This is a genomic window from Curtobacterium sp. MCBA15_016, from assembly GCF_001865105.1.
Lineage (GTDB): Bacteria > Actinomycetota > Actinomycetes > Actinomycetales > Microbacteriaceae > Curtobacterium.
The window spans coordinates 53,223-75,499 of record NZ_MJGR01000034.1; the positions used below are offsets into that span (position 1 = coordinate 53,223).

General features: G+C 70.5%; 23 protein-coding genes. 17 read left to right on the forward strand and 6 right to left on the reverse strand.

Annotation, left to right across the window (positions count from 1 at the left end; translation table 11 throughout):
* Nucleotides 1-182: 182 nt before the first annotated feature.
* On the reverse strand, nucleotides 183-1,211 hold the full coding sequence (locus BIV03_RS14080; RefSeq protein WP_070416415.1) for a TerC family protein: 1,029 nt from the start codon (nucleotides 1,209-1,211) through the stop codon (nucleotides 183-185).
* Between the two features lie 218 nt (nucleotides 1,212-1,429).
* On the opposite strand from BIV03_RS14080, the gene ftsY reads away from it, so the two are divergent.
* Together ftsY and BIV03_RS19205 are read left to right on the forward strand one after the other, a co-directional pair.
* Nucleotides 1,430-2,299, forward strand: coding sequence for a signal recognition particle-docking protein FtsY (ftsY, locus tag BIV03_RS14085; protein WP_071296147.1), 870 nt, complete (start codon nucleotides 1,430-1,432; stop codon nucleotides 2,297-2,299).
* A gap of 58 nt (nucleotides 2,300-2,357) precedes the next feature.
* On the forward strand, nucleotides 2,358-2,516 hold the full coding sequence (locus BIV03_RS19205; protein WP_139199230.1) for a DUF4175 domain-containing protein: 159 nt from the start codon (nucleotides 2,358-2,360) through the stop codon (nucleotides 2,514-2,516).
* A gap of 96 nt (nucleotides 2,517-2,612) precedes the next feature.
* Here the strand turns inward: BIV03_RS19205 and lipA are convergent, their stop codons facing one another.
* The 3 genes from lipA to BIV03_RS14100 all read right to left on the reverse strand — a co-directional run bounded on the left by lipA (nucleotide 2,613) and on the right by BIV03_RS14100 (nucleotide 4,897).
* Nucleotides 2,613-3,596, reverse strand: coding sequence for a lipoyl synthase (gene lipA / locus BIV03_RS14090; protein WP_083403449.1), 984 nt, complete (start codon nucleotides 3,594-3,596; stop codon nucleotides 2,613-2,615).
* Complete coding sequence (gene lipB / locus BIV03_RS14095) at nucleotides 3,593-4,300, reverse strand: lipoyl(octanoyl) transferase LipB (RefSeq protein ID WP_071296149.1); 708 nt, start codon at nucleotides 4,298-4,300, stop codon at nucleotides 3,593-3,595. Before lipB ends, lipA begins: the two co-directional genes overlap by 4 nt.
* A gap of 63 nt (nucleotides 4,301-4,363) precedes the next feature.
* A complete protein-coding gene (locus BIV03_RS14100) occupies nucleotides 4,364-4,897 on the reverse strand; it encodes a hypothetical protein (protein ID WP_071296150.1) in 534 nt (177 codons plus the stop codon).
* A gap of 59 nt (nucleotides 4,898-4,956) precedes the next feature.
* Here BIV03_RS14100 and BIV03_RS14105 point away from each other — a divergent pair, with 59 nt between their 5' ends.
* Together BIV03_RS14105 and ffh are read left to right on the forward strand one after the other, a co-directional pair.
* Nucleotides 4,957-5,649, forward strand: coding sequence for a VOC family protein (locus BIV03_RS14105; protein ID WP_083403450.1), 693 nt, complete (start codon nucleotides 4,957-4,959; stop codon nucleotides 5,647-5,649).
* Between the two features lie 44 nt (nucleotides 5,650-5,693).
* Complete coding sequence (gene ffh / locus BIV03_RS14110) at nucleotides 5,694-7,244, forward strand: signal recognition particle protein (protein ID WP_022905829.1); 1,551 nt, start codon at nucleotides 5,694-5,696, stop codon at nucleotides 7,242-7,244.
* Nucleotides 7,245-7,335: 91 nt separating this feature from the next.
* Here ffh and BIV03_RS14115 read toward each other — a convergent pair whose 3' ends face one another.
* Nucleotides 7,336-8,475 carry a glutamate--cysteine ligase gene (locus BIV03_RS14115; protein ID WP_217637395.1) on the reverse strand — a complete coding sequence of 380 codons (1,140 nt, stop codon included), beginning with the start codon at nucleotides 8,473-8,475 and terminating at the stop codon, nucleotides 7,336-7,338.
* Nucleotides 8,476-8,593: 118 nt separating this feature from the next.
* Between BIV03_RS14115 and aroA the strand changes: the two genes are divergently transcribed.
* The 8 genes from aroA to trmD all read left to right on the forward strand — a co-directional run bounded on the left by aroA (nucleotide 8,594) and on the right by trmD (nucleotide 18,077).
* Nucleotides 8,594-11,746 (forward strand): 3-phosphoshikimate 1-carboxyvinyltransferase, encoded by a 3,153-nt coding sequence (gene aroA, locus BIV03_RS14120; RefSeq protein WP_071296152.1) that lies wholly within the window; start codon nucleotides 8,594-8,596, stop codon nucleotides 11,744-11,746.
* A gap of 3 nt (nucleotides 11,747-11,749) precedes the next feature.
* Nucleotides 11,750-12,919, forward strand: coding sequence for an acyl-CoA dehydrogenase family protein (locus tag BIV03_RS14125; RefSeq protein WP_071296153.1), 1,170 nt, complete (start codon nucleotides 11,750-11,752; stop codon nucleotides 12,917-12,919).
* A gap of 78 nt (nucleotides 12,920-12,997) precedes the next feature.
* On the forward strand, nucleotides 12,998-13,852 hold the full coding sequence (locus tag BIV03_RS14130; protein WP_071296154.1) for an SDR family oxidoreductase: 855 nt from the start codon (nucleotides 12,998-13,000) through the stop codon (nucleotides 13,850-13,852).
* A 4-nt stretch (nucleotides 13,853-13,856) separates the two neighbouring features.
* Nucleotides 13,857-15,989: an FAD-dependent oxidoreductase gene (locus BIV03_RS14135; protein WP_083403451.1), complete on the forward strand. Its 2,133-nt coding sequence runs from the start codon at nucleotides 13,857-13,859 to the stop codon at nucleotides 15,987-15,989.
* Between the two features lie 167 nt (nucleotides 15,990-16,156).
* Nucleotides 16,157-16,573 (forward strand): 30S ribosomal protein S16, encoded by a 417-nt coding sequence (gene rpsP / locus BIV03_RS14140; RefSeq protein ID WP_070416404.1) that lies wholly within the window; start codon nucleotides 16,157-16,159, stop codon nucleotides 16,571-16,573.
* 4 nt (nucleotides 16,574-16,577) lie between these two features.
* Nucleotides 16,578-16,814 carry an RNA-binding protein gene (locus tag BIV03_RS14145; RefSeq protein ID WP_022902329.1) on the forward strand — a complete coding sequence of 79 codons (237 nt, stop codon included), beginning with the start codon at nucleotides 16,578-16,580 and terminating at the stop codon, nucleotides 16,812-16,814.
* Between the two features lie 19 nt (nucleotides 16,815-16,833).
* On the forward strand, nucleotides 16,834-17,379 hold the full coding sequence (gene rimM / locus BIV03_RS14150; RefSeq protein ID WP_022905821.1) for a ribosome maturation factor RimM: 546 nt from the start codon (nucleotides 16,834-16,836) through the stop codon (nucleotides 17,377-17,379).
* Between the two features lie 5 nt (nucleotides 17,380-17,384).
* Nucleotides 17,385-18,077, forward strand: a complete 693-nt coding sequence (trmD, locus tag BIV03_RS14155) for a tRNA (guanosine(37)-N1)-methyltransferase TrmD (RefSeq protein ID WP_071296155.1) — start codon at nucleotides 17,385-17,387, stop codon at nucleotides 18,075-18,077.
* 272 nt (nucleotides 18,078-18,349) lie between these two features.
* Here the strand turns inward: trmD and map are convergent, their stop codons facing one another.
* Nucleotides 18,350-19,141: a type I methionyl aminopeptidase gene (gene map / locus BIV03_RS14160; protein WP_071296156.1), complete on the reverse strand. Its 792-nt coding sequence runs from the start codon at nucleotides 19,139-19,141 to the stop codon at nucleotides 18,350-18,352.
* Nucleotides 19,142-19,307: 166 nt separating this feature from the next.
* On the opposite strand from map, the gene rplS reads away from it, so the two are divergent.
* The 5 genes from rplS to BIV03_RS14185 all read left to right on the forward strand — a co-directional run bounded on the left by rplS (nucleotide 19,308) and on the right by BIV03_RS14185 (nucleotide 22,164).
* On the forward strand, nucleotides 19,308-19,664 hold the full coding sequence (rplS, locus tag BIV03_RS14165; protein WP_022905818.1) for a 50S ribosomal protein L19: 357 nt from the start codon (nucleotides 19,308-19,310) through the stop codon (nucleotides 19,662-19,664).
* A 142-nt stretch (nucleotides 19,665-19,806) separates the two neighbouring features.
* Entirely contained in the window at nucleotides 19,807-20,553 is a 747-nt protein-coding gene (gene lepB, locus BIV03_RS14170; RefSeq protein WP_070416400.1) for a signal peptidase I, read from the forward strand.
* Nucleotides 20,550-21,257, forward strand: coding sequence for a ribonuclease HII (locus BIV03_RS14175; protein ID WP_071296157.1), 708 nt, complete (start codon nucleotides 20,550-20,552; stop codon nucleotides 21,255-21,257). The genes lepB and BIV03_RS14175 overlap by 4 nt, the downstream gene beginning before the upstream one ends.
* Before the next feature lie 126 nt (nucleotides 21,258-21,383).
* Nucleotides 21,384-21,707: a DUF2469 family protein gene (locus BIV03_RS14180; protein WP_070419101.1), complete on the forward strand. Its 324-nt coding sequence runs from the start codon at nucleotides 21,384-21,386 to the stop codon at nucleotides 21,705-21,707.
* Nucleotides 21,708-21,723: 16 nt separating this feature from the next.
* Nucleotides 21,724-22,164, forward strand: coding sequence for an Lsr2 family protein (locus tag BIV03_RS14185; RefSeq protein ID WP_368073386.1), 441 nt, complete (start codon nucleotides 21,724-21,726; stop codon nucleotides 22,162-22,164).
* The last annotated feature ends 113 nt before the right edge of the window (nucleotides 22,165-22,277 follow it).

Genomic DNA, 22,277 nt, shown 5'->3' on the forward strand with positions numbered 1-22,277 from the left:
CCGTCGCTTTCGCGAAAGCGACGGATTGCCGCGAACGTTTGGCCGCACAGCGTCGCTTTCGCGGGACGGACGGCGAGCCATCCGCCGAATCTGTCGCTTTCGCGGCAACGAACGCTACCGCCGACGGACGGGAGGCGCGGTGCCAGCCGGCACCGCGCCTCCAGACCGTCAGGCGGTTGCGACTAGTGCGCGTCGGCCTCGACGGCCTCCTTCGGCTCGCCCGTCGGGGTGAGCCCGCGCTCCTGGCGACGCTTCGACACCACGAGCGACGCCACCGTGGCGACCGCGATCGTCAGCATGATGAAGCCCAGCGAGAACCAGATCGGGATCTCCGGAGCCCACTCGATGTGCTCACCGCCGTTGATGAACGGCAGCTCGTTGACGTGCATGGCGTGGAAGACGAGCTTGACGCCGATGAACCCGAGGATGACCGCGAGGCCCTGCCCGAGGTAGATGAGGCGTTCGAGCAGCCCGGCGATGAGGAAGTACAGCTGCCGGAGCCCGAGCAGCGAGAACGCGTTCGCGGTGAACACGATGAAGGCGTCCTGCGTCAGCCCGAAGATCGCGGGGATCGAGTCGAGCGCGAAGAGCACGTCGGTGAGGCCGATCGCGACCATCACGAGCAGCATCGGCGTGAAGAGGCGCTTGCCGTCGACCTTCGTGGTGAGGCGGTCGCCGTCGTAGTGGTCCGAGGTCGGGATGACGCGCTTGAGGATGCGGATCAGGCGGGAGTCGCCCTCGTCGCCACCGTGGTCGTTGCCGCTGCGGGCCTGCGACCAGGCGAGCCAGAAGAGCAGCGCGCCGAAGAGGTAGAACACCCACGAGAAGTTGTCGATGATCGTGACGCCGAGGGCGATGAAGATGCCGCGTGCGACGAGGGCGATCGCGACGCCGACGAGCAGGACCTTCTGCTGGAACTCCTTCGGCACGGCGAAGCTCGTCATGATGATGAGGAAGACGAACAGGTTGTCGACCGACAGTGCCTTCTCGGTCAGCCACCCGGCGAAGTACTCACCGCCAGCCTGTCCGCCGCCGAAGACGAGGATGCCGACACCGAAGAGGATCGCGAGCCCGACGTAGAACGCCGACCAGAACGCGGATTCCTTGATGTGCGGGACGTGCGGGGTCCGCACGTGCGAGAAGAAGTCGAACACCAGCAGCGCGAGGATGCCTGCGATGGTGAGGAGCCAGACGAAGAGTGGGACGTCCACGGGTTTCCTTCAGGTCGATGGGCGCAACCGGGTGGTGGGTACGCCGAGGCCTGAAGGTCTCTTCCGCCGCCATCCGCACCGGGTGCTGATCACGACCGGCGCCCCGGGCCCGGATCGTTCCGGACCGTACTGACGGGGACACCGAGGAGGAATACTCCCCTTCGTGTCCCCGAGCGTACCGGGCGCCGCCCACATGCGCCGCGCTCTAAGCTGGGAACATGGCGAGTTCCTGGTCACTGTCCTCCCGGCTGCGCGGGCTGTTCCAGCGCAAGACGATCGACGAGACCACGTGGGAGGACCTCGAGACGGCGCTCATCGGTGCGGACTTCGGCCCGGACATCGCCGACGAGATCATCGAGGACCTCCACACGCGCGTCGACCGCTACGGCACGACGGACCCCGCCGATCTCCAGCGGATGCTGCGCGAGGTGCTCGAGGAACGGCTGTCGAAGCTCGACACCACGCTGAAGCTCAGCAACCGGCCGGCGGTCGTGCTCGTCGTCGGGGTGAACGGCGTCGGCAAGACCACGACCATCGGCAAGTTCGCGAAGTTCCTCAAGACGTACGACCGCACGGTCCTCGTCGGCGCGGCGGACACCTTCCGAGCCGCCGCGGTCGAGCAGGTCGCGACGTGGGCGGAGCGAGCGGGCGTCGACGTCGTGCGACCGGCCCAGCCCGGGCAGGACCCGGCGTCGGTCGCGTACCAGACGGTCGAGAAGGCCATCAGGGACAACACCGAGATCGTCGTCATCGACACCGCCGGCCGACTGCACACCAAGGCCGGGCTGATGGACGAGCTCACCAAGATCAAGCGCGTGGTCGAGAAGCAGACCGAGATCGCCGAGGTCCTGCTCGTGCTCGACGCCACGACCGGCCAGAACGGCCTCGCGCAGGCGCAGGCGTTCATCGAGGGGGCGGGCGTCACCGGGCTCGTCATCACCAAGCTCGACGGTTCGGCCAAGGCCGGGTTCGTGCTGAGCGTGCAGGAGAAGACGGGCATCCCGATCAAGCTCATCGGCCAGGGCGAGGGCATCAACGACCTCACCGGTTTCACCCCGCACGTGTTCGTGCAGAACCTCGTGGGCTGATTCCGGGTACCGTCTGCGCAGTACAGGGATCGTCCAGGTACACGGAAGGAGCCCTCACATGCCCGCTCTGCTGATCATCGCGATCATCGTCGGCCTCGTCCTGCTCTTCAGCGGCATCTTCGTCGGTGCCCTGAAGTTCCTGCTGTGGGTCGGGATCGTCCTCATCATCCTGGCCGTCATCGGCTGGCTGCTCAGGAGCATCCGCGGTCGCGCGTAGCGACCGACGCGTCCGTCACGGACGCATGCGCGGAACGGGAGGCGCGGTGCCAGCTGGCACCGCGCCTCCCGTCCGTCGTCCGTCCGGTCCCACCGCTCAGACGGCCTGGCGACCCGGCGTCGCGTCGAGCAGGTGCGACAGGTGCTCCGGCACCGTGCCGCCGCGGGTGACCGTGGCACGCGCCCAGAGGCGCCCGGCCCGGTAGGACGACCGGACCAGCGGCCCGGCGAGGACCCCGGCGAAGCCCATCTCCTCGGCGACCTCGCGCAGGGCGACGAACTCCTCGGGTGCGACCCACCGCGCGACCGGCAGGTGCCGCGGCGACGGGCGGAGGTACTGCGTCAGCGTGATGATGTCCGTGCCGGCGTCGTACAACCGCTGCAGGGCGTCCTCGATCTCGATGCGCTCTTCGCCCATGCCGAGGATCAGGTTCGACTTCGTGACGAGCCCCGCGTCGCGTCCCTGCGTGATGACGTCGAGGGAGCGCTCGAAGGTGAACGCCGGGCGGATGCGCTTGAAGATGCGCGGCACGGTCTCGACGTTGTGGGCGAAGACCTCGGGGCGGGCGTCGAACACCTGTCCGAGCTGGTCCGGGCGGCCGTTGAAGTCGGGCACGAGGATCTCGACACCGGTGCCGGGGGAGTGCTCGTGGATCTGGCGGATCGTCTCCGCGTAGAGCCAGGCGCCGCCGTCGGGCAGGTCGTCGCGGGCGACGCCGGTGACCGTGGCGTACTTCAGGCCCATCTCAGCGACGGAGTCCGCGACCCGGCGGGGCTCGTCGCGGTCGAGCGGCTCGGGCTTGCCGGTGTCGATCTGGCAGAAGTCGCAGCGGCGCGTGCACTGCGAGCCGCCGATGAGGAAGGTGGCCTCGCGGTCCTCCCAGCACTCGAAGATGTTCGGGCAGCCGGCCTCCTGGCAGACGGTGTGCAGCTGCTTGCTCCGCACGAGGCCGGACAGCTCGCGGAACTCCGGGCCCTGGGTGGCGCGGGTCTTGATCCACGCCGGCTTGGTCTCGATCGGGGTCTCGGCGTTGCGGGCCTCGACGCGGAGCATCCGGCGGCCTTCAGGGGCGAGGGTCATACGAGGGTCTCCTGTCGTGCGGGCGTTGTGGCGGGCGTGCCCGCGGCGTTGCTGATCCGGTGTCCGGAGTGCATGCCCCGCTGGGCGGCGCGGAGGCGGTCGAGCACCACGGGGACGATCTCGTCGACCGTCACGGTGCGACCGGCTGCGCGGCTGAGGGTCGTCACCCCCGCGTCGCTGATGCCGCACGGCACGATCGCGGCGTAGGCGTCGAGGCTGTTCGTGCAGTTGATCGCGAGGCCGTGGCTCGTCACCCCCTCGGCGACGTGCAGGCCGATCGCGCCGACCTTGGCGTGCGGGGCTCCGGCCGGGCCGGGGACCCAGGCGCCGCTGCGTCCCGGGACCCGCTCGGCGAGCACACCCACGGCGGCCGCCGCGTCGACGATGACCTGCTCGAGGTCCCGCACCCAGGCGACGACGTCGAGCGGCTCGGCCAGCCGGACGATCGGGTAGGCGACGAGCTGCCCCGGTCCGTGCCAGGTGATCCGTCCGCCGCGGTCGACGTCGACCACGGGGGAGCCGTCCGTCGGCAGGTCGGACGGTTCGGTGCGACGCCCGGCGGTGTACACGGACGGGTGCTCGCACAGGACGACGGCCCCGGGTGAGCGGCCGGCGACGACGTCGGCGTGGAGGGCCCGCTGCAGTGCGAGTCCCTCGGCGTGGTCCAGCAACCCGGTTGGGCGCACGATGTCGAGTTCCGGCATGCGCGCCAGGCTACGACAGTTTCTGTACTCCGTCCAACAACGGCATCGACGGGTTTCCGGAGGTCACGGCACGCGGACGTCCTGCCACGTTGCCGTGCGGAGCTCCTCCTCGTACAGCGCACGAGCCCGTGGCAGGTGGCGTCGTTCGACCGCGAAGACGTGCACCGCGATGCCCGCCCACAGCACCCCGGGGAAGAGCGCGAGCACGACGTCCTGCCAGTCGCTCGCACCGGCCAGTTGCGAGACGGCCGGTGCGAGGAACAGGACGGCCAGGACCGCGGAGAGCCACGCGAACCAGCTGGTCCGGTCGATGAAGTGCGCGAGCCACCGGACCCGCCGTCGGGCGGGGACGCCGACCGGCTCCGAACCCCCTCGAACCCACTCCCGCAGCGCCCGCTGGGTGGCGTACCCGCCGATGGTGGCCCAGGCGACGACGACGAGGACGGTCACGAGCAACCCAGCGCCGATGCCGACGGCCACGACGGTCGACACCGGGATCGCGAACCGTGACGCGAACACGGCGGCGGCGAACCCGCAGAGCAGTGCGACGGCAGCGGCACGGGCCCAGCCGCCGAGGTCGATCTCCCGGAGGTGCATGCGACGGACAGTAGTCCGGGGCTTGACCTGAAGCGCGGTTGAGGGTGTCGGGTGGGGCAATGCACATCCGCCAGGTCCAGCTCGCCACCCGCTCCCTCGACGACACCGTCCGCTTCTACGAGCGACTCGGGTGCGCCGTGCTCGCCGACGACGACTCGGTCCGGGTCACCGTCGGGGCGTCGCAGCTCGTCTTCCGGGAGCTCGACGGGATGACCGGGGCGCACCACCTCGCGTTCACGATCCCGACCGGGACGTTCGCGGACGCGAAGCGCCGGGTGGCCGAGGTCGCGACGGTGCTCGGGGCGGACGGTGTCGACGAGTTCGAGGGGCCGGCGGGCTGGGACTCGCGGTCGGTGTACTTCGAGGGGCCCGACCGGCAGCTGCTCGAGCTCATCGAGCGACGGGAGCTCCCCGACGGCGACGCCGCGCCGGCCGCCGGGCAGGCCGCGCCGGCCGACGGGCACCCCGCGCCGCTCGCCCCGCTGCTCGTGTCGGTCAGTGAGGTCGGCATCGCCGTCCCCGACGTCCCCGGGGCGGTCGAGGCCCTCCGCCAGCACGGACTCGACCCCTACGCCGACCCGCCCGGGCCCGACTTCGCCCCCGTCGGCGACGTCGACGGGCTGCTCATCCTGGTGTCGTCCGGTCGGCAGTGGTTCCCGACGCTCGACCGGGCCCCGTCGTCGGCTCCGGTGGTGGTCGATCTCGGGCTCGGCACGACGGTGGAACTCGCCGAGGGCGTCCTCCTGCGGTGAACGGGCGAGAGCGTCCGGGCGGGGCCTTGTAGAATCGACGGATCATGGCGCAATTCGGTTCACTCTCCGATCGGCTGACCGAGACCTTCCGCAACCTGCGGAGCAAGGGTCGGCTGACTCCGTCCGACGTCGACGGCACCGTCCGCGAGATCCGGCGGGCGCTCCTCGACGCCGACGTCGCGCTCGAGGTCGTCAAGGCGTTCACCGCAGCCGTCCGCGAGCGGGCCCTCTCCGACGAGGTCAACCGCGCGCTCAACCCGGCGCAGCAGGTCGTCCAGATCGTCAACGAGGAACTCGTCGGCATCCTCGGCGGCCAGCAGCGGCGTCTCGAGTTCGCGAAGCGGCCACCGACGGTCATCATGCTCGCGGGCCTCCAGGGCGCCGGCAAGACCACGCTCGCCGGCAAGCTCGGCAAGTGGCTCAAGAAGGACGGCCACACGCCGATGCTCGTCGCGGCGGACCTCCAGCGTCCGAACGCCGTGCAGCAGCTGCAGGTCGTCGGCGAACAGGCCGGCGTGCACGTCTTCGCGCCGGAGCCCGGCAACGGCGTCGGCGACCCGGTCAAGGTCGCGAAGAACGCCATCAAGGCCGCGGTCGACCAGCAGTACGACACCGTCATCGTGGACACCGCCGGTCGTCTCGGCGTCGACGCCGAGCTCATGAAGCAGGCCGCGAACATCCGCAAGGCCGTCGACCCCGACGAGGTCCTCTTCGTCATCGACGCGATGATCGGTCAGGACGCGGTCAACACCGCCCGCGCCTTCCAGGAAGGCGTCGACTTCACCGGCGTCGTCCTCTCGAAGCTCGACGGCGACGCCCGCGGTGGTGCGGCCCTGTCGGTCGCCAGCGTGACCGGCCGTCCGATCATGTTCGCCTCCACGGGCGAGGGGCTGGACGACTTCGAGCCGTTCCACCCGGACCGCATGGCGAGCCGCATCCTCGACCTCGGCGACATCCTCTCCCTCATCGAGCAGGCGCAGGGTGCCTTCGACGAGGAAGAAGCGCGCAAGGTCGCCGAGAAGATCGCGAGCGACTCGTTCACGCTCAACGACTTCCTCGAGCAGATGCAGCAGCTCCGCAAGGCCGGCTCGATCAAGGGCATGCTCGGCATGCTCCCCGGCGCCAAGGGCATGCGCGAGGCGCTCGACAACTTCGACGAGCGCGAGATCGTCCGCACCGAGGCGATCATCCAGTCGATGACCCCGCAGGAGCGCGAGCTGCCGAAGCTCCTCAACGGCTCCCGCCGCCTCCGCATCGCCAAGGGTGCCGGCTCCACCGTGACCGAGGTCAACGCCCTCGTGAACCGGTTCGAGCAGGCCGCGAAGATGATGAAGACCGTCGCCCGCGGTGGGGTCCCGCAGATGCCCGGCATGGGGCCGATCCCCGGTATGCACGGCGGCAAGAAGCAGCAGCAGGGCGGCAAGAAGAAGTCCAAGGTCGGCAACCCGGCGAAGCGTGCGGCGCTCGCCGCGGGTGCGGCCGCGGCGCCGCAGCAGGCGCCGAAGGGGTCCGGTCTCGGGCTCGGCGGCGGCAAGGGCGGCAAGGCGCCGACCGAGGAAGAGCTCGCGTCGCTGCAGAAGTTCCTGGGTCGCTGACGCGGCTCGCGATCGCACTCCCGCACGTCCCCCAGGACTGGAGGCGCGGTGCCGGCCGGCACCGCGCCTCCCGTCCGTCGGACGGTGACGGTCAGAGCGAGTCGCGCAGCTCGGTGACCAGGTGCCGGACGACGGCGCGCAGGTCTCCGCCGTTCTCCTGCGCGACCTGCAACTGCCGCTGGTAGGAGGCGCCGTCCGCGATCATCGTGTCGAGGTGGTGCAGCTCTTGCTGACACCCGAGACGGTCCGCCACCGGGTCGAGCCGCTGCACGAGGTCGTGCACCTCGTCGGTCACGAGCCGCTCGTCGCCGGCCGCGTTCGTGATGATCTCGGCCTCCATGCCGTACCGGGCCGCGCGCCACTTGTTCTCGCGGACGAACCAGGGCTGCATGGTCGGCAGGGTCTCGCCGGCGTCGAGCCGGTCGGACATCTCGGTGACGAGGCACTGGACGAGCGCGGTCACGGCCCCGACCTCGTGCAGGGTCGAGATGCCGTCGGAGACGCGGTTCTCGAGGGTGCCCCAGCCGGGCGACGGGCGGATGTCCCAGCGGAGGTCCTTGACGCCCTCGATGACGCCGGTGCGGGTGAGGTCGTCGACGACCTCCTCGAAGTTCGCCCACGCGCCGAGTGCCGGCGGCAGGCCGCCGGTCGGCAGCTGCTGGAACATCAGGGCGCGGTTCGAGGCGTACCCGGTGTCGGTGCCGGCCCAGAACGGGCTCGAGGCGGTGAAGGCCTGCAGGTGCGGCACGTACGCGAGCATCGCGCCGAGGATCGGCAGCGCCTTGTCGCGGTCGTCGATGCCGACGTGGACATGGACGCCCCAGATGAGCATCTGACGGCCCCACCACCGGGTGCGGTCGATGAGGGTCGTGTAGTGCTCGCTGTCCGGCGTGATCTCCTGCTGGTCCCACACGGCGAAGGGGTGGGTTCCGGCGCACATGACCTGCGCGTCGAGCGGTTCGGCGGCGTCGACGACCTCGCCGATGATGCCGGACAGCTCGCTCGTGGCACCGCTCACCCGCGAGTGGACACCGGTGACGACCTCGACCGTGTTCGTCAGGAGCTCCTCGGTCACCCGGTCGTGGTCACCGAGCCGCTGCTGCACCGCCTGGATCACGGCCGGGGCACGCGGGGTCAGGTCGCCGGTGTCCCGGTCGACCAGGGGGAGCTCCCACTCGACGCCGATGGTCGACGGGCGGGACTCGGTGAAACGGATGTCCATGCTGTACATCCTGCCCGGCTCCTTGTCGGACACGCACAAGGAACCGCACTCCCGGTCGTGCGGATCCGATTCACAGACGATCCACACCGGGCGTACCGTAGTAACGCTCAACAGGGAAGAGGTAGGCATGCAGCTGGTCGTGCGCGGGACGAACGCACCGCTCGTCGGAGAACTCGACATCCCGGTCTCGAAGTACCACGCGCACCGCGCGCTGGTGCTCGCGTCGCTGGCGAAGGGGACGAGCATCGTCTCCGGCATCAGTGCGACCCGGCAGGTCGAGTGGACCGTGGGCACGCTCCGTGCCCTCGGCGTCGACGTCAAGCGTCGCGGGAACGAGTACCACGTCACCGGCCTCGGCGGTCGGTACGAGGCCACCGACGTCGTCGACCACGGCTCGCGGGGCGCCGACGGGCTCCTCAACATGGGCTCCTCGGGCACCACGCTCTACTTCATGACGGGGCTCGCGTCGCTGGCGGACAAGCCGATGACCCTCTCGGGCATGAAGTACTTCCAGCGCCGCCCGATCAAGGCCCTGCTCACCTCGCTCACCCAGATGGGCATCGAGCTCGAGGCCACGAACGACTGCCCGCCGGTCACCGTGCAGCCGAAGCGTCCGCGCGGCGGCGACGTCCAGATCGCCGGCACCCTGTCGCAGTGGATCTCCGGCTTGCTCCTCGTCGCGCCCTTCGCGGAGGAGGAGACCCGGATCCACATCACCGGCGGACGGCTCAACGAGCAGCCGTACGTCGAGCTGACCGTGCGCATGATGCGCCAGTTCGGCCTCACGGTCGAGGTGTCCGACGACTGGCTCGAGTACCGGATCCCGGCGAACCAGCAGGCAACCCCGCACGACTACGTGATCCCGCCGGACATCGGCTCGGCCGCGTTCGGCATCGCCGCAGCCGGCATCCGCGAGTCGAACGTGCTGCTCCGCGGCATGACGGCGTTCACCACCGCCGAGACCGACCACCCGGAGAGCGAGTTCCTCGACCTCGCCACGGCGATGGGCGTCCCGATGCGGATCGACGAGGAGACCGGCTTCGTGCGCATCGAGCACGACGGCTCCCCGCTGCGCCCCCTCGACATCGACTGCCAGCCGATCCCGGACCTGCTGCCGATCCTGTCCACGATGGCGACCTTCGCCGAGGGCACGACCCGGCTCTGGAACGTCGCGCACATCCGGTTGAAGGAGTCCGACCGCGTCGCGGCGATGCTCCAGCTCAACCGACTGGGCGGCCGCGCCGAGCAGGGCGCCGACGAACTGCGCGTCACCGGTGTCCGTCCGGGTGACCTGCACGGGTCGCCGATGTCCTCGTTCAACGATCACCGCGTGCTCATGTCGCTGGCCGTCGCCGCGTCGAAGGCCGACGGCGTCTCCGCCCTCACCTACCCGCGCGCCTACCGGATCTCGTACCCGACCTTCCTCGAGGCGATGAACTCGGTCGGCCTCGACATGGAGGTCGGCGACGGCGCCGAGGCGCAGATCGCCCGCGACGACCGGATCGACGCCGCCGAGGCCGCTGCGGAGAGCACGGACCTGGGGGAGGAGCAGGAGACGGTGACGAGCGCGCTGCCCGAGCTCGCCGGCGTCGACGCCGACCCGCTCGTCCTCAGCGAGAAGGTCCGCGCACTCTCCCAGCAGGACCCGGACGGCCTCGCCGTGATCGAGGTCGGCGGCCCCGAGCCGGTGAACACGACGTGGCGCGAGCTGCAGGACGAGGCCGACAAGGTCTCCGCCCTGCTCCTCGAGCTCGGTGTCCGCACGGGCGAGTCCGTGGCGATGCAGCTGCCGAACTGGCGCGAGTTCGTCTCGATCACCCTCGGTGCGATCCAGATCGGTGCCGTCGCGACGCCGATCATGCCCGTGTTCGGTCCCCGCGAGACCACGATGACGCTGGCCCGGTCCCGCGCCCGCGTGGTCTTCCTGCCGAACGTCTTCCGGAAGCGTCGCCCGGCGCTCGAACTGCTCGAGGTCATCGACGAGGCGAAGGCCCAGAAGCGCCGCCTGTCGGTGGAGCACGTCATCGTGCTCCGCTCCGAGGCCCGCGGGCAGGCGGACAGCCCGACGAACCAGCCGCCGCTGCCCGCCGACGCCGCCGACCGCGTCGCCGCGAGCGAGTGGAACTGGCGCTACTTCGACACCGCGCTCGACTCGGTGCAGGTGGACGTCGACCAGATCCTGTCCCACGCGCCCGGCCCGGACGACGTCTGCCAGCTGCTCTTCACCTCCGGCACCACCGGCGAGCCGAAGGGCGTGCAGCACCCGCACCGCACGCTCGGCCTGGCGACCGCGATGCACGTCGCGCAGTCCGGCCTGACGAGCGAGGACCGGATCTACATCCCGTCGCCGCTCGCCCACCAGACCGGGTTCCTGTACGGCATGCTCCTGGCCTTCCGGCTCGGCGCACCGCAGGTCATCCAGCCCGTGTGGGACGGCACCGTCGCGCTCGAGCAGGCGTTCGGCGCCGCGAAGGCCACGTTCGTGCAGTGCGCGACGCCGTTCCTGACCGACCTCGTCGACCTCGTCGAGGCCGGGGCCGGACAGCCCGAGTCCCTCCGGATCTTCGTGCCGACGGGCGCCGCGGTGCCCCGTGCACTGGCCCAGCGTGCCGCGACGGTGCTCGGCACCGCGATCCTCGGCGCGTTCGGCACGAGCGAGACCTGCCTCGGGGCGCTCTCCAGCCCGACCGACGACCCGGCGGACGCCTACGGCCACGACGGTCGCGCGCTGCCCGGCATCCGGATCCGCATCGTCGACGACGAGGGGCACGAGCTGCCGGCGGACACCGAGGGCAACTTCGAGCTGCACTCGCCGACGATGTTCGACGGGTACCTCGACCGGCAGGACCTCACGGACGACGTCTTCACCGAGGACGGCTGGTACAAGACCGGCGACCTCGCGAAGGTCGACGCCAAGGGATTCCTGTCCATCACGGGCCGCGTCAAGGACGTCATCAACCGCGGTGGCGAGAAGATCCCGGTCGTCGAGATCGAGAACCTGCTCTACCAGCACCCGCTCGTGACCGACGTGGCGATCGTCGCGATGCCGGACGCCCGCCTCGGGGAGCGCGCCTGCGCGTTCGTCGTGCCGGCGGCCGGTGCGGAGCAGCTCGACTTCACCGCGATGCAGCGCGCGCTCGACAAGGCCGGCGTGAGCAAGTACTACTGGCCTGAGCGTCTCGAGTACATCGCCGAGCTGCCGCGCAACGCGGTCGGCAAGGTCCAGAAGAACGTCCTGCGCGAGCAGGCAGCCGCGCTCGTCGCGACGAAGGAGAACTGACAGATGACGATGGTCATGGAGCCGCAGACCGAGGCCGCCTTCCAGGAGCTCAAGGCCGAGGTGACCGAGTGGGTCCGCGGTCGCGGCGAGGAGTGGGCGGAGGAGATCGAGCGCACCGGACAGGTCGCGCCCGAGCTGTTCCAGGAGCTCAAGGACAAGGGGTGGCTGTCGCTCGCCGCCCCGGCCGAGCTCGGCGGACGGGCCATCCCGTTCTCGCGCTACCTCGAGATCATGGAGATCGTGTCGCGCTCGCACGCGTCGATCCGCATGCTCGTGCACGTCATCAACGGCACCTGGCGCGCCATGCAGCCGTACGCGACGCCGGAGCAGCTCGACGAGGTCGTGAAGCCGAGCGTCGCCGGCGACAAGCTCGTCGCGTTCACGCTGACCGAGGCGACCGCGGGCACGGGTGCCGACATCCGCACGACCGTCCGCCGCGAGGGCGACACCTACGTGATGAACGGCGAGAAGCACCTCATCACGTTCGGCGTCAAGGCCGACTACTGGCTCATCGCCGCGCGCCTCGAGGGCACCACGGGCCAGGACGGCACCGTCGCGTTCCTCATGCCGAACTCCGGCCTGCCCGGCGCCGAGGTGATCGACGACTCCGACACCATGGGCATCCGTGGCACCGACCACGCGATCCTCCGCTTCACCGAGACCCCGATCCCGGCGTCCGCCCGTCTGGGCGAGGAAGGCCAGGGCCTCGAGGTCGCACTCGGCGGCTTCCTGCTGCCGAGCCGCGTGTCCGTCGCGATGAGCGCCGTCGGCCTCGCCGAGCGTGCGAACGAGCTCGCCGTCGAGTACGCGAACAAGCGCGAGACGTTCGGCAAGAAGCTCTCCAGCCGGCAGGCGATCCAGTTCTACGTCGCGGAGAACTACGCCGACATCGCCGCCGCGCGCGCCCTCGTCCTCGAGGCGGCCCGCGCCTACGAGGAGGGCCGCCCGGACGCCGGCACGCTGTCCAGCGCCTCGAAGATGGTCGCCGTCGACATGCTCGCCCGCGTCACCGACAAGGCACTGCAGGTGCACGGCGGCCAGGGCTACTGGAAGCGCAACGCCATCGAGCGCGTCTACCGCGACGCGCGCGCGCAGCGCTTCGAGGAGGGCACCAACGAGATCCAGAAGCTGGTCGTCGGCCGCGCCGTCGTGACCGGCCAGGCCGGGTTCTGACCCGCAACCACTCCATGGCCTGGAGGCGCGGTGCGGGCCCGCACCGCGCCTCCAGGCCCTGACAACGCAAGGAACACATTGGCTGCAACCACTGCTCCCATCGCCCTCATCACGGGTGCCTCCCGCGGCATCGGCCGCCTGCTCGCGCAGAAGCTCGGCCAGCGCGGCGTCACCGTCGTCGTGACGTACAAGGGCAACGCCGACCTGGCCGAGGAGTCGCTCGCCGACGTCAAGGCCGCCGGCGGCGACGGGATCACGGCGCAGGTCGACATCGAGCAGCCCGAGTCGATCGACGCGCTGTTCGACCTGGTCCGCGACACCTACGGACGCCTCGACTACTTCGTCGCCAACGCCGCCGCGAGCGCCTTCAAGCCCGTCGCGGACCTCAAGCTGCACCACCTCGACCGCAGCTACGCCACGAACGCCCGCTCGTTCGTCCTCGGTGCGCAGCGTGCCGCGCAGCTCATGGACAGGGGCGGCCGCATCGTGGTGGTCACCTCGTACGGGTCGCTCCGCGCGTTCCCGACGTACGCCGCGCTCGGTGCCGCGAAGGCCATGAGCGAGTCCTACATGAAGTACATGGCGGTCGAGTTCGGGCCCCGTCAGATCACCGTGAACGCGGTCAACGGCGGGCTCATCGACACCGACTCGCTCGAGTACTTCTACACGAAGGTCCCCGGTCAGGCGCCGATCGACACCGTGTTCGAGAAGCTCCCGCTGCAGCGTCCCGGCACCGCCGACGACATGGCCGACGCGGTGGACTTCCTGCTCTCCGACAAGGCCGGCTACATCACGGGCCAGGTGCTGTCGGTCGACGGCGGCCTGACCGTGATCGCCCCGCCGTTCTGGGCGGACACGACGTCCCCGCTGCGCGACGCGGTCCTGCCGCCGGCCGACGCTGCCGCCGACTCGGCTGCCGACACGGCAGAGTAGGCGCATGAGCACCGTCGCCATGCCCGACCTCGCCGTCGTCTCGTCGCCGTGGACGCTCGGCCCCCTGACCCTGCCGAACCGGGTGGTCATGGGGTCGATGCACACCGGGCTCGAGGTGCACGACGACGGCGGGGCCGGCATGGCGGCGTTCTACCGTGAGCGCGCCGCGGGCGGTGCCGCGTGCATCATCACCGGCGGCATCGCGGTGAGCGACGAGGCACGTGGTGGCCCGGACTTCGCCGTGTTCGGCGTCGGGGGAGCGGACGAGCGGTTCCGTGCGGCGGTCGACGCCGTGCACGACGCCGGTTCGGTGATCCTCGCGCAGCTCTTCCACGCCGGGCGGTACGCGCTCGCGTCGGGCATGGTCGACCGGCACGGGGAACCCCAGCGTGTGGTGGCCCCGTCCGCGTTGCCGTGGGCGGCTGCCCGCGGCGTGGTGCCGGTCGAGCTGACCGCCGCCGAGATCGAGCAGACCATCGAGGACTTCGCCGACGCCGCCCGGTCCGCGCGGGACATCGGCTTCGACGGCGTCGAGATCATGGCGTCCGAGGGCTACCTCATCAACCAGTTCCAGTCGCCGCTGACGAACCTGCGCGACGACGAGTGGGGTGGGGACGCGGTCCGGCGTCGTCGGTTCACGGTGGCGGTCGTCGACGCCGTCCGCAGGGCGGTACCGGACCTCGCCGTGACGATCCGGCTCTCCGGCGCCGACCTGATGCCCGGCTCGTCGACCGACGACGACGTCGACGCGCTCGTGCACGAGCTGCTGCCCCTCGGCCTCGACGGGATCTCGGTCGGCATCGGCTGGCACGAGTCCCGCACGCCGACCGTGCAGGCCGCGGTGCCGCACGGCGCGTGGCTCGCGTACGGAGCCCGCATCGCCGGCGTCGTCCGTGCTTCGGCGTACCCGGACGTGAAGGTCATCGCGTCGAACCGGATGACGGACCTGCGAGACGGTGAGGCCGTGCTGGCCGACGGGCTCCTCGACGCGGTCGCCCTCGCGCGCCCGTTCCTCGCCGACCCCGCGATCGTGAACCGGTCGCTCGCCGGCGCCTTCGACCTCGTCAACACCTGCATCGGCTGCAACCAGGCCTGCCTCGACCGCTCGATCGTCGGCCAGCCCGTGTCGTGCCTGGTCAACCCGCGCGCCGCCCGCGAGGTCGCGTTCCCCGCCCGTCCGACGACCGACCCGAAGCGTGTCGACGTCGTCGGTGGTGGCCCGGCCGGGCTCGCCGCCGCGGTCGACGCCGCGCGTCGCGGCCACACCGTGACCCTCTGGGAGGCGTCCGACCGGCTGGGCGGACAGTTCGACCTCGCCGCGCTGGTGCCCGGCAAGGAGGACTACGCGGCGACGGTCCGCGCCGCCCGCGCCGAGCTCGAGGACCGCGGCGCGACGATCCACCTCGGTCGGGCCGCCACGGCCGCGGACCTCACCGCGAGCGAGGCCGTGGTGCTCGCCCCCGGTGTCGTGCCCCGGACGATCGACGTCCCCGGTGCCGACCTGCCGCACGTCCGGTCCTACGAGCGGGCGCTCCGCGAGGGCGTCCCCGCCGGGACCGTCGCGATCATCGGCGGCGGTGGGATCGGCGTCGACACGGCGGCGTTCCTCGTCGAGTCGCCCGACGAGGCCCGGCGTGCCACCGAGTTCGGCGTCCGCTGGGACCTCGACGTCGCGGACACCGTCGTGGGCGACGTGCCGCAGCGGCTCCCCGTGGCGACCCGCATGCTCCGACCCGGCGGCGACGTCACCGTCCTCCGTCGCTCGGGCAAGTTCGGGCAGGGCATCGGCATCACCTCCCGCTGGGTGGCGATCGGCCGGCTCCGGGACGCCGGCGTGCACCTGGTCGGCGGCGTGCAGGAGTACCTCCGCATCGAGCCCGGTGTGCTCTGGATCCGCGACGAGCACGGCGAGGAGCGCGGCGTCCCCGCGGACAACGTGGTGGTCTGCGCCGGGCAGGAGCGGGCGCTCGGGACGGGTGCCGAGGCGGGCGCAGGGCCGTCCGACGGACTCGAGCCGGGCCTCCTGGCAGCCGGTGTGCCGTACGCCGTCGTGGGCGGCGCACGCGACGCCCGGAGCGTCGACGCGGTGCGTGCCACGTCCGAAGCGCTCGAAGCGGTTCGACGACTCGCACCCTGACGGCGCGTCCCGACTCGCTTCTCGCTCGGAAACCTGCAAGAATGAACGGTCGAATCGTGTCCGCTCGACCCTCTATCCAGCGGATCACGGTCTCATCGAGCTTCCACCGTGTGTGCCCCCACGCCCGCGGTCCGGTTCAACCACAACAACACGCAACAGGAGCATTTGTGGCTGTCAAGATCCGTCTCAAGCGTCTCGGTAAGATCCGGGCGCCGTACTACCGCATCGTCGTCGCCGACTCGCGCACCAAGCGCGACGGTCGCGTCATCGAGGAGATCGGTCAGTACCACCCGACCGAGGAGCCCTCGGTCATCAAGATCGAGTCCGAGCGTGCGCTCTACTGGCTCGGCGTCGGCGCGCAGCCGACCGAGCAGGTCGCGGCCCTCCTCAAGCTGACCGGCGACTGGGCCAAGTTCAAGGGCGAGAAGGACACCGAGTCCAAGGTCAAGGTCGCCGAGCCCAAGCAGGCGTTCGTCGTGGACTCCTCCAAGAAGGCCGTCCTCAAGCCGAAGTCGGAGAAGACGGCCCCCGCCGCCGCTCCGGCCGAGTCGGCCGACGAGACCGCAGAGACGACCGAGGCGTAATTCCTTGCTCGAATCCGCGCTGACGCACCTCGTCAAGGGGATTGTCGATCACCCTGACGACGTGCGCGTCGCCAGTTCCACCTCCGCGCGGGGCGAGGTCCTCGAGGTGCGTGTGCACCCCGAGGACCTCGGCCGCGTGATCGGTCGCGCCGGACGGACCGCAAAGGCGCTGCGCACCCTCGTCTCGGCTCTCGCCGACGGCAAGCGGGTGCGTGTCGACGTGGTCGACACCGATTCCTAGGGAGACGACCCAGCTCCGGGTGGGTCGCATCACGAAGGCGCACGGGCTCAAGGGCGGCATCAAGCTCGAGCTCTACACCGACGACCCGGATCGTCGGTTCACGCCCGGAGCCGTGTTCACGCTCCAGGTCCCGGACGACTCGCCCTGGGCCGGCAAGACCATCGCGCTCGACGAGCTCCGCTGGTACAACGGCCACCCGGTCGCCTTCTTCGAGGGCATCGGGGACCGCACCGCAGCCGAGACGCTCGCGCGGGCGATCCTCTGGGTCGAGCAGGACGCCGACGCCGAGACCGGTGAGGACGACGCCTGGTACGACCACCAGCTGGTCGGGCTGACGGTCCTCCGCGACGGCGTCGAGGTCGGTACCGTCGCGCGGGTCGACCACCTGCCGGCGCAGGACCTCCTCGCCATCGACACCCCGTCGCGGGGCGAGGTCCTCGTGCCGTTCGTCTCGGCGATCGTGCCCGCGGTGGACATCGCCGCCGGCACCGTCACCGTGACGCCGCCGACGGGCCTGTTCGAGGACCCCGAGGACACGTCCCGACCCGAGACCGTGACGGACTAGCGCGCGTGCGCATCGACATCGTCACGATCTTCCCGGAGTTCTTCTCCGTGCTGGACGTCTCGCTGCTCGGCAAGGCCCGCTCCGGCGGCCTGCTCGACCTGCACGTGCACGACCTCCGCTCGTGGACGACCGACCGGCACCGCACCGTCGACGACACCCCGTACGGCGGGGGAGCGGGCATGGTCATGAAGCCCGAACCGTGGGCGCTCGCGCTCGAGTCGCTGTTCCGGCCCGACGGCTCGTCGACCCTGGTGGTCCCGACGCCCGCCGGCAGGCCGTTCACGCAGTCGATCGCGCGCTCGCTCGCGTCGACGTCGGACCACCTCGTGTTCGCCTGCGGGCGGTACGAGGGGATCGACGCCCGGGTCTTCGAGTGGGCCGCGGCGCACGCCACGGTCGTCGAGCTCTCGCTGGGCGACTACGTGCTGAACGGCGGCGAGGTCGCTGCGATGGCGATGATCGAGGCCGTCGGGCGACTCGTGCCCGGAGTCGTCGGCAACCCCGAGTCCCTCGTCGAGGAGTCCCACGAAGACGGGCTGCTCGAGTACCCGTCGTACACGAAGCCCGCGTCCTGGCGTGGCTTCGACGTGCCGGACGTGCTGCTCAGTGGGCACCACGCCCGCGTCGGTGCGTGGCGGCACGAGCAGCAGGTAGAGCGGACGCGGCGCGTCCGGCCGGATCTGCTGCGGGACGCGTAGCGCGCGGCTGGCGCTGCGTGCGGCTGGCGCTGTGCGCGGCTGCGCGCGGGCGGTCGGACGCGCGCTCCGCGAAAGCGACAGCAGCGCGCCACCTGCTGGCGGGCGCCTGTCGTTCTCGCGGCACGGACCGCGCCGCACGGCTGTGACCTGTCGCTTTCGCGGGTTCGGCACCGGCCGCGCACTGCGAGACGGGAGGCGCGGGAGCGGCCCGCACCGCGCCTCCCGGCCGTGATGTGACCACCTGGGCTCGGTGCGCCGCCGGCTGCGGATCCTCAGGCGGTCGCGTCGGCGCGCTGGGCGCGACGCAGGGTGAGGACCTCGGGACCGGCGTCGGTCACGGCGACCGTGTGCTCGACGTGCGCGGCGCGCGAGCCGTCGACGCTCTTGAGCGTCCAGCCGTCGTCGTCCTGGAACAGGTCGGCGGTGCCCTGCATGAGCCACGGCTCGATCGCCACGACAAGCCCCTTCTGGAGCTTGAGACCGCGCCCGGGCCGGCCGTCGTTCGGGACGTGCGGGTCGCCGTGCATCGTCCGGCCGACGCCGTGCCCGCCGAACTGCAGGTTCACGTCGTAGCCGGCGTCCTTCGCGACGCGACCGATCGCGTACGAGACGTCGCCGAGCTTGTTGCCCGTGCGGAACTGGGCGATGCCCGCGGTGAGCGCGCGCTCGACGGTGTCGATCAGGCGCTGGTCGTCCTCGCGCGGGGCGCCGACCTGCACCGTGACGGCGGAGTCCGCGACCCAGCCGTCGACACTCGCGGCGAAGTCGAGGCTCACGAGGTCGCCGTCGACGAGCACACGGTCGTACGGCAGGCCGTGCAGCGCCGCGTCGTTGACCGAGGTGCAGAGGTTCTTGCCGAACGGCGACTTGCCGAACGAGGGGTGGTAGTCGACGTAGCAGCTCACCGCGCCGCGGTCGGCGATCATCCGTGCGGCCACCCGGTCGAGGTCGAGCAGGTTCACGCCGACGTCGACGGTGTCGAGCAGTTCGTCGAGGACGTCGGCCACGAACCGACCGGCGGCGCGCAGGCCGTCCAGCTCGGCGGGGGTGCGGAGTTCGATCATGGGACCATCCTCGCGCGTTTTGCGGACGTGGGTTGCTGTGGCAAGATGGGTAGCCGTGCCCTGGCTGGACTCTGCCACGGGGGAGTCGCCGACACCGGGCACACACCTTCACTTACCGAATTCGATCCGCGGCGACCCGTGTGCGTCCGCAGAGAGTGACCCAATCATGAGCCAGCTCCTCGACCACGTCGACGCAGCGTCGCTGCGCACCGACGTCCCGGACTTCCGCCCCGGCGACACCATCAAGGTGCACGTCAACATCATCGAAGGCACGCGCTCGCGTGTCCAGGTGTTCCAGGGCGTCGTCATCGGACGCCAGGGTCACGGCCTCGGCGAGACCTTCAAGGTCCGCAAGGTGAGCTTCCAGGTCGGCGTCGAGCGCTGGTTCCCGGTGCACTCGCCGATCATCGACCACATCGAGATCGTCACCAAGGGTGACGTCCGTCGTGCGAAGCTCTACTACCTCCGCGAACTCCGCGGCAAGGCTGCCCGTCGCAAGATCAAGGAGAAGCGCGACTCCTGATCGCCTTCACAGTGAGCGTCCGCGAGCCGGACGCCGCTGTCGGCCCCTCGTCCATGTACGGTTGTGCATCGACGGGGGGCTTTCCCTTTTTCGTGGACTCCTGCGGTCCGCGACGGGATCCTGTGGTTGAACGAGAGCGGAAATGACGGACACGACTGACGAAACCGGGCGCCGGCCCCGTGTCGAGAAGAAGCGGAACGGTGTCCTCACCTTCCTCCGCGACCTCGTCATCATCTTCATCGCGGCGTTGCTCGTCTCGTTCCTCGTCAAGACCTTCCTGATCCGGTCGTTCTACATCCCGTCGGCGTCGATGGAGAACACCCTGCAGATCAACGACCGGGTGATCGTCAACGAGCTCGTGCCCGACGTGGTGTCCCTGAAGCGCGGCGACGTCGTCGTCTTCAAGGACCCGGGCGGGTGGCTCACCGGGTCCGAGGTGCCGAGCGTGACGCCGACGACCCAGCCGGCGAAGGCCATCGACTGGCTCCTCACCCAGGTCGGCCTCGGCACCGGCGACAGCGACGACCACCTCATCAAGCGCGTCATCGGCCTGCCCGGCGACAAGGTGTCCTGCTGCAACGACCTCGGGCAGATGTCCGTGAACGGCGTGCCGATCAAGGAGCCGTACCTCAAGCTGCCCACGGGGGAGACCCGCGCCTCGGGGACCGACTTCTCGGTGACCGTGCCGAAGGGCACCATCTGGGTGATGGGCGACAACCGCTACGACTCGAAGGACTCGCGGTACAACGGCGACACCCCGTCGAAGGGGTTCGTGCCGCTGTCCGACGTGACCGGCCGTGCCTTCGTCATCTCGTGGCCGTCGAGCCGGTGGACCTGGCTGGACGACCACCCCGAGGTGTTCGCGGGCGTGGAGGAGCGGGAGAAGTGACCGCCGTCCGGCCGTCGCTCCGGCTCGAGAAGAAGCTCCTGGCCGACGGCCGGGTGACCGTCATCGGGATGGACGAGGTCGGCCGCGGCGCGATCGCCGGGCCTGTCGCCGTCGGGGTCGCTGCCGTGACGCTCGACATCGGCCGGGTGCCGCAGGGGCTCGCCGACTCGAAGCTGCTCACCGCCGCTCGTCGCGAGGCCCTCGACCCCGTCGTCCGCCGGTGGACCCGGACCGCGGTGGGGATGGCGTCCGCCTCGGTGGTCGACGAGCAGGGCATCGTGCCGGCGTTGGGCCAGGCCGGGGCGTCGGCGATCGGGGCCCTCGTGGCGGATGGCCTCTCGCTCGACGGGGCCGTGGTCGTGCTCGACGGCTCGTTCGACTGGCTCACCCGGGCGGTCCCGGCGACGCTCCGGCTGCCGTCCGACCCGCTCGAGGTCGTCGTGCGGGTCAAGGCCGACCGGGACTGCGCCTCGGTGGCGGCGGCGTCGGTCGTCGCGAAGGTCGCCCGTGACGCGCTCATGACGGCCGCGCACGACGAGGCGCCGCACTACGCGTGGGCGTCGAACAAGGGGTACGGGTCGACGGCGCACTACGACGCGATCCGGTCGGTGGGGGCGCACGCGCTGCACCGGAAGAGCTGGTTGCACCAGGCGTCGAGCGTGGCGCTGGACGGGTTCGCCGAGTTGGACGCGCTGGCGGGCTGAGCGCGTTCGGTCGCGCGTCGGGCTGCGGGGCGGTCGCGCGTCGAGCTGCGGGGCGGTCGCGCGTTGTGGTGTGGGGTCGGTCGCGGTGTGTCGTCGGTGCTCCCGTCGCCGTAGACTGTGGGCGCGATGGATGACGACGAATTCGACGACTACGACCGCGAGGTCGAACTGGCCCTGTACCGCGAGTACCGCGACGTCGTGTCGCAGTTCCGGTACGTGGTCGAGACCGAGCGACGTTTCTACCTGGCCAACGAGGTGGAACTCGCCCGCCGTGACACCGAACACGATTTCTACTTCGAATTGACGATGAACGACGTCTGGGTGTGGGACGTCTACCGTTCCGACCGATTCGTGAAGTCCGTCCGGGTGCTGACGTTCAAGGACGTGAACGTCGAGGAACTCACTTCCCGCGAACTCGAACTGCCGAAAGAACTCGCGCTCGACGAGTGATCTTCACTTCTTTTCGGTGAATCTGAGAATCGCCGAGACAATTGTGCCGGAATGCATTCCGCCCGCTAATGTGAAGGGGATTTCCCGTCCCCTGCACAAGGAGCACGTCATGGCACAGAAGGTCACCGTTCAACTCGTCGACGATCTCGACGACACGCCCATCACCGCCGGCTCGGGTCGGACCGTCGAATTCGCCTTCGACGGATCGTCGTACGAGATCGACCTGACCGACGACAACGTCGACAAGTTCCGTGAGGCGATCTCCGACTACGTCGCCGCTGCGCGCAAGGTCTCCGGCCGCCGTTCCGGTGGGACTGCTCCGAAGGCGGCGCCGAAGCGCGGCAACTCGGAAGAGCTCGCCAAGATCCGTGAGTGGGCGAAGGAGAACGGGTACGAGGTCTCGACCCGCGGGCGTATCTCCACCCAGGTGCAGGAAGCGTACGCAGCCGCGCACTGAGTGCCCCTGCTGCAAGACCCCGGACGGCTTCGGCCGACCGGGGTCCTTCCTTGTCCTCCACAGGTCGTCGTCCGCCGATTCCCGTCCACAAATCGTCGAGGTGCGACGTGATG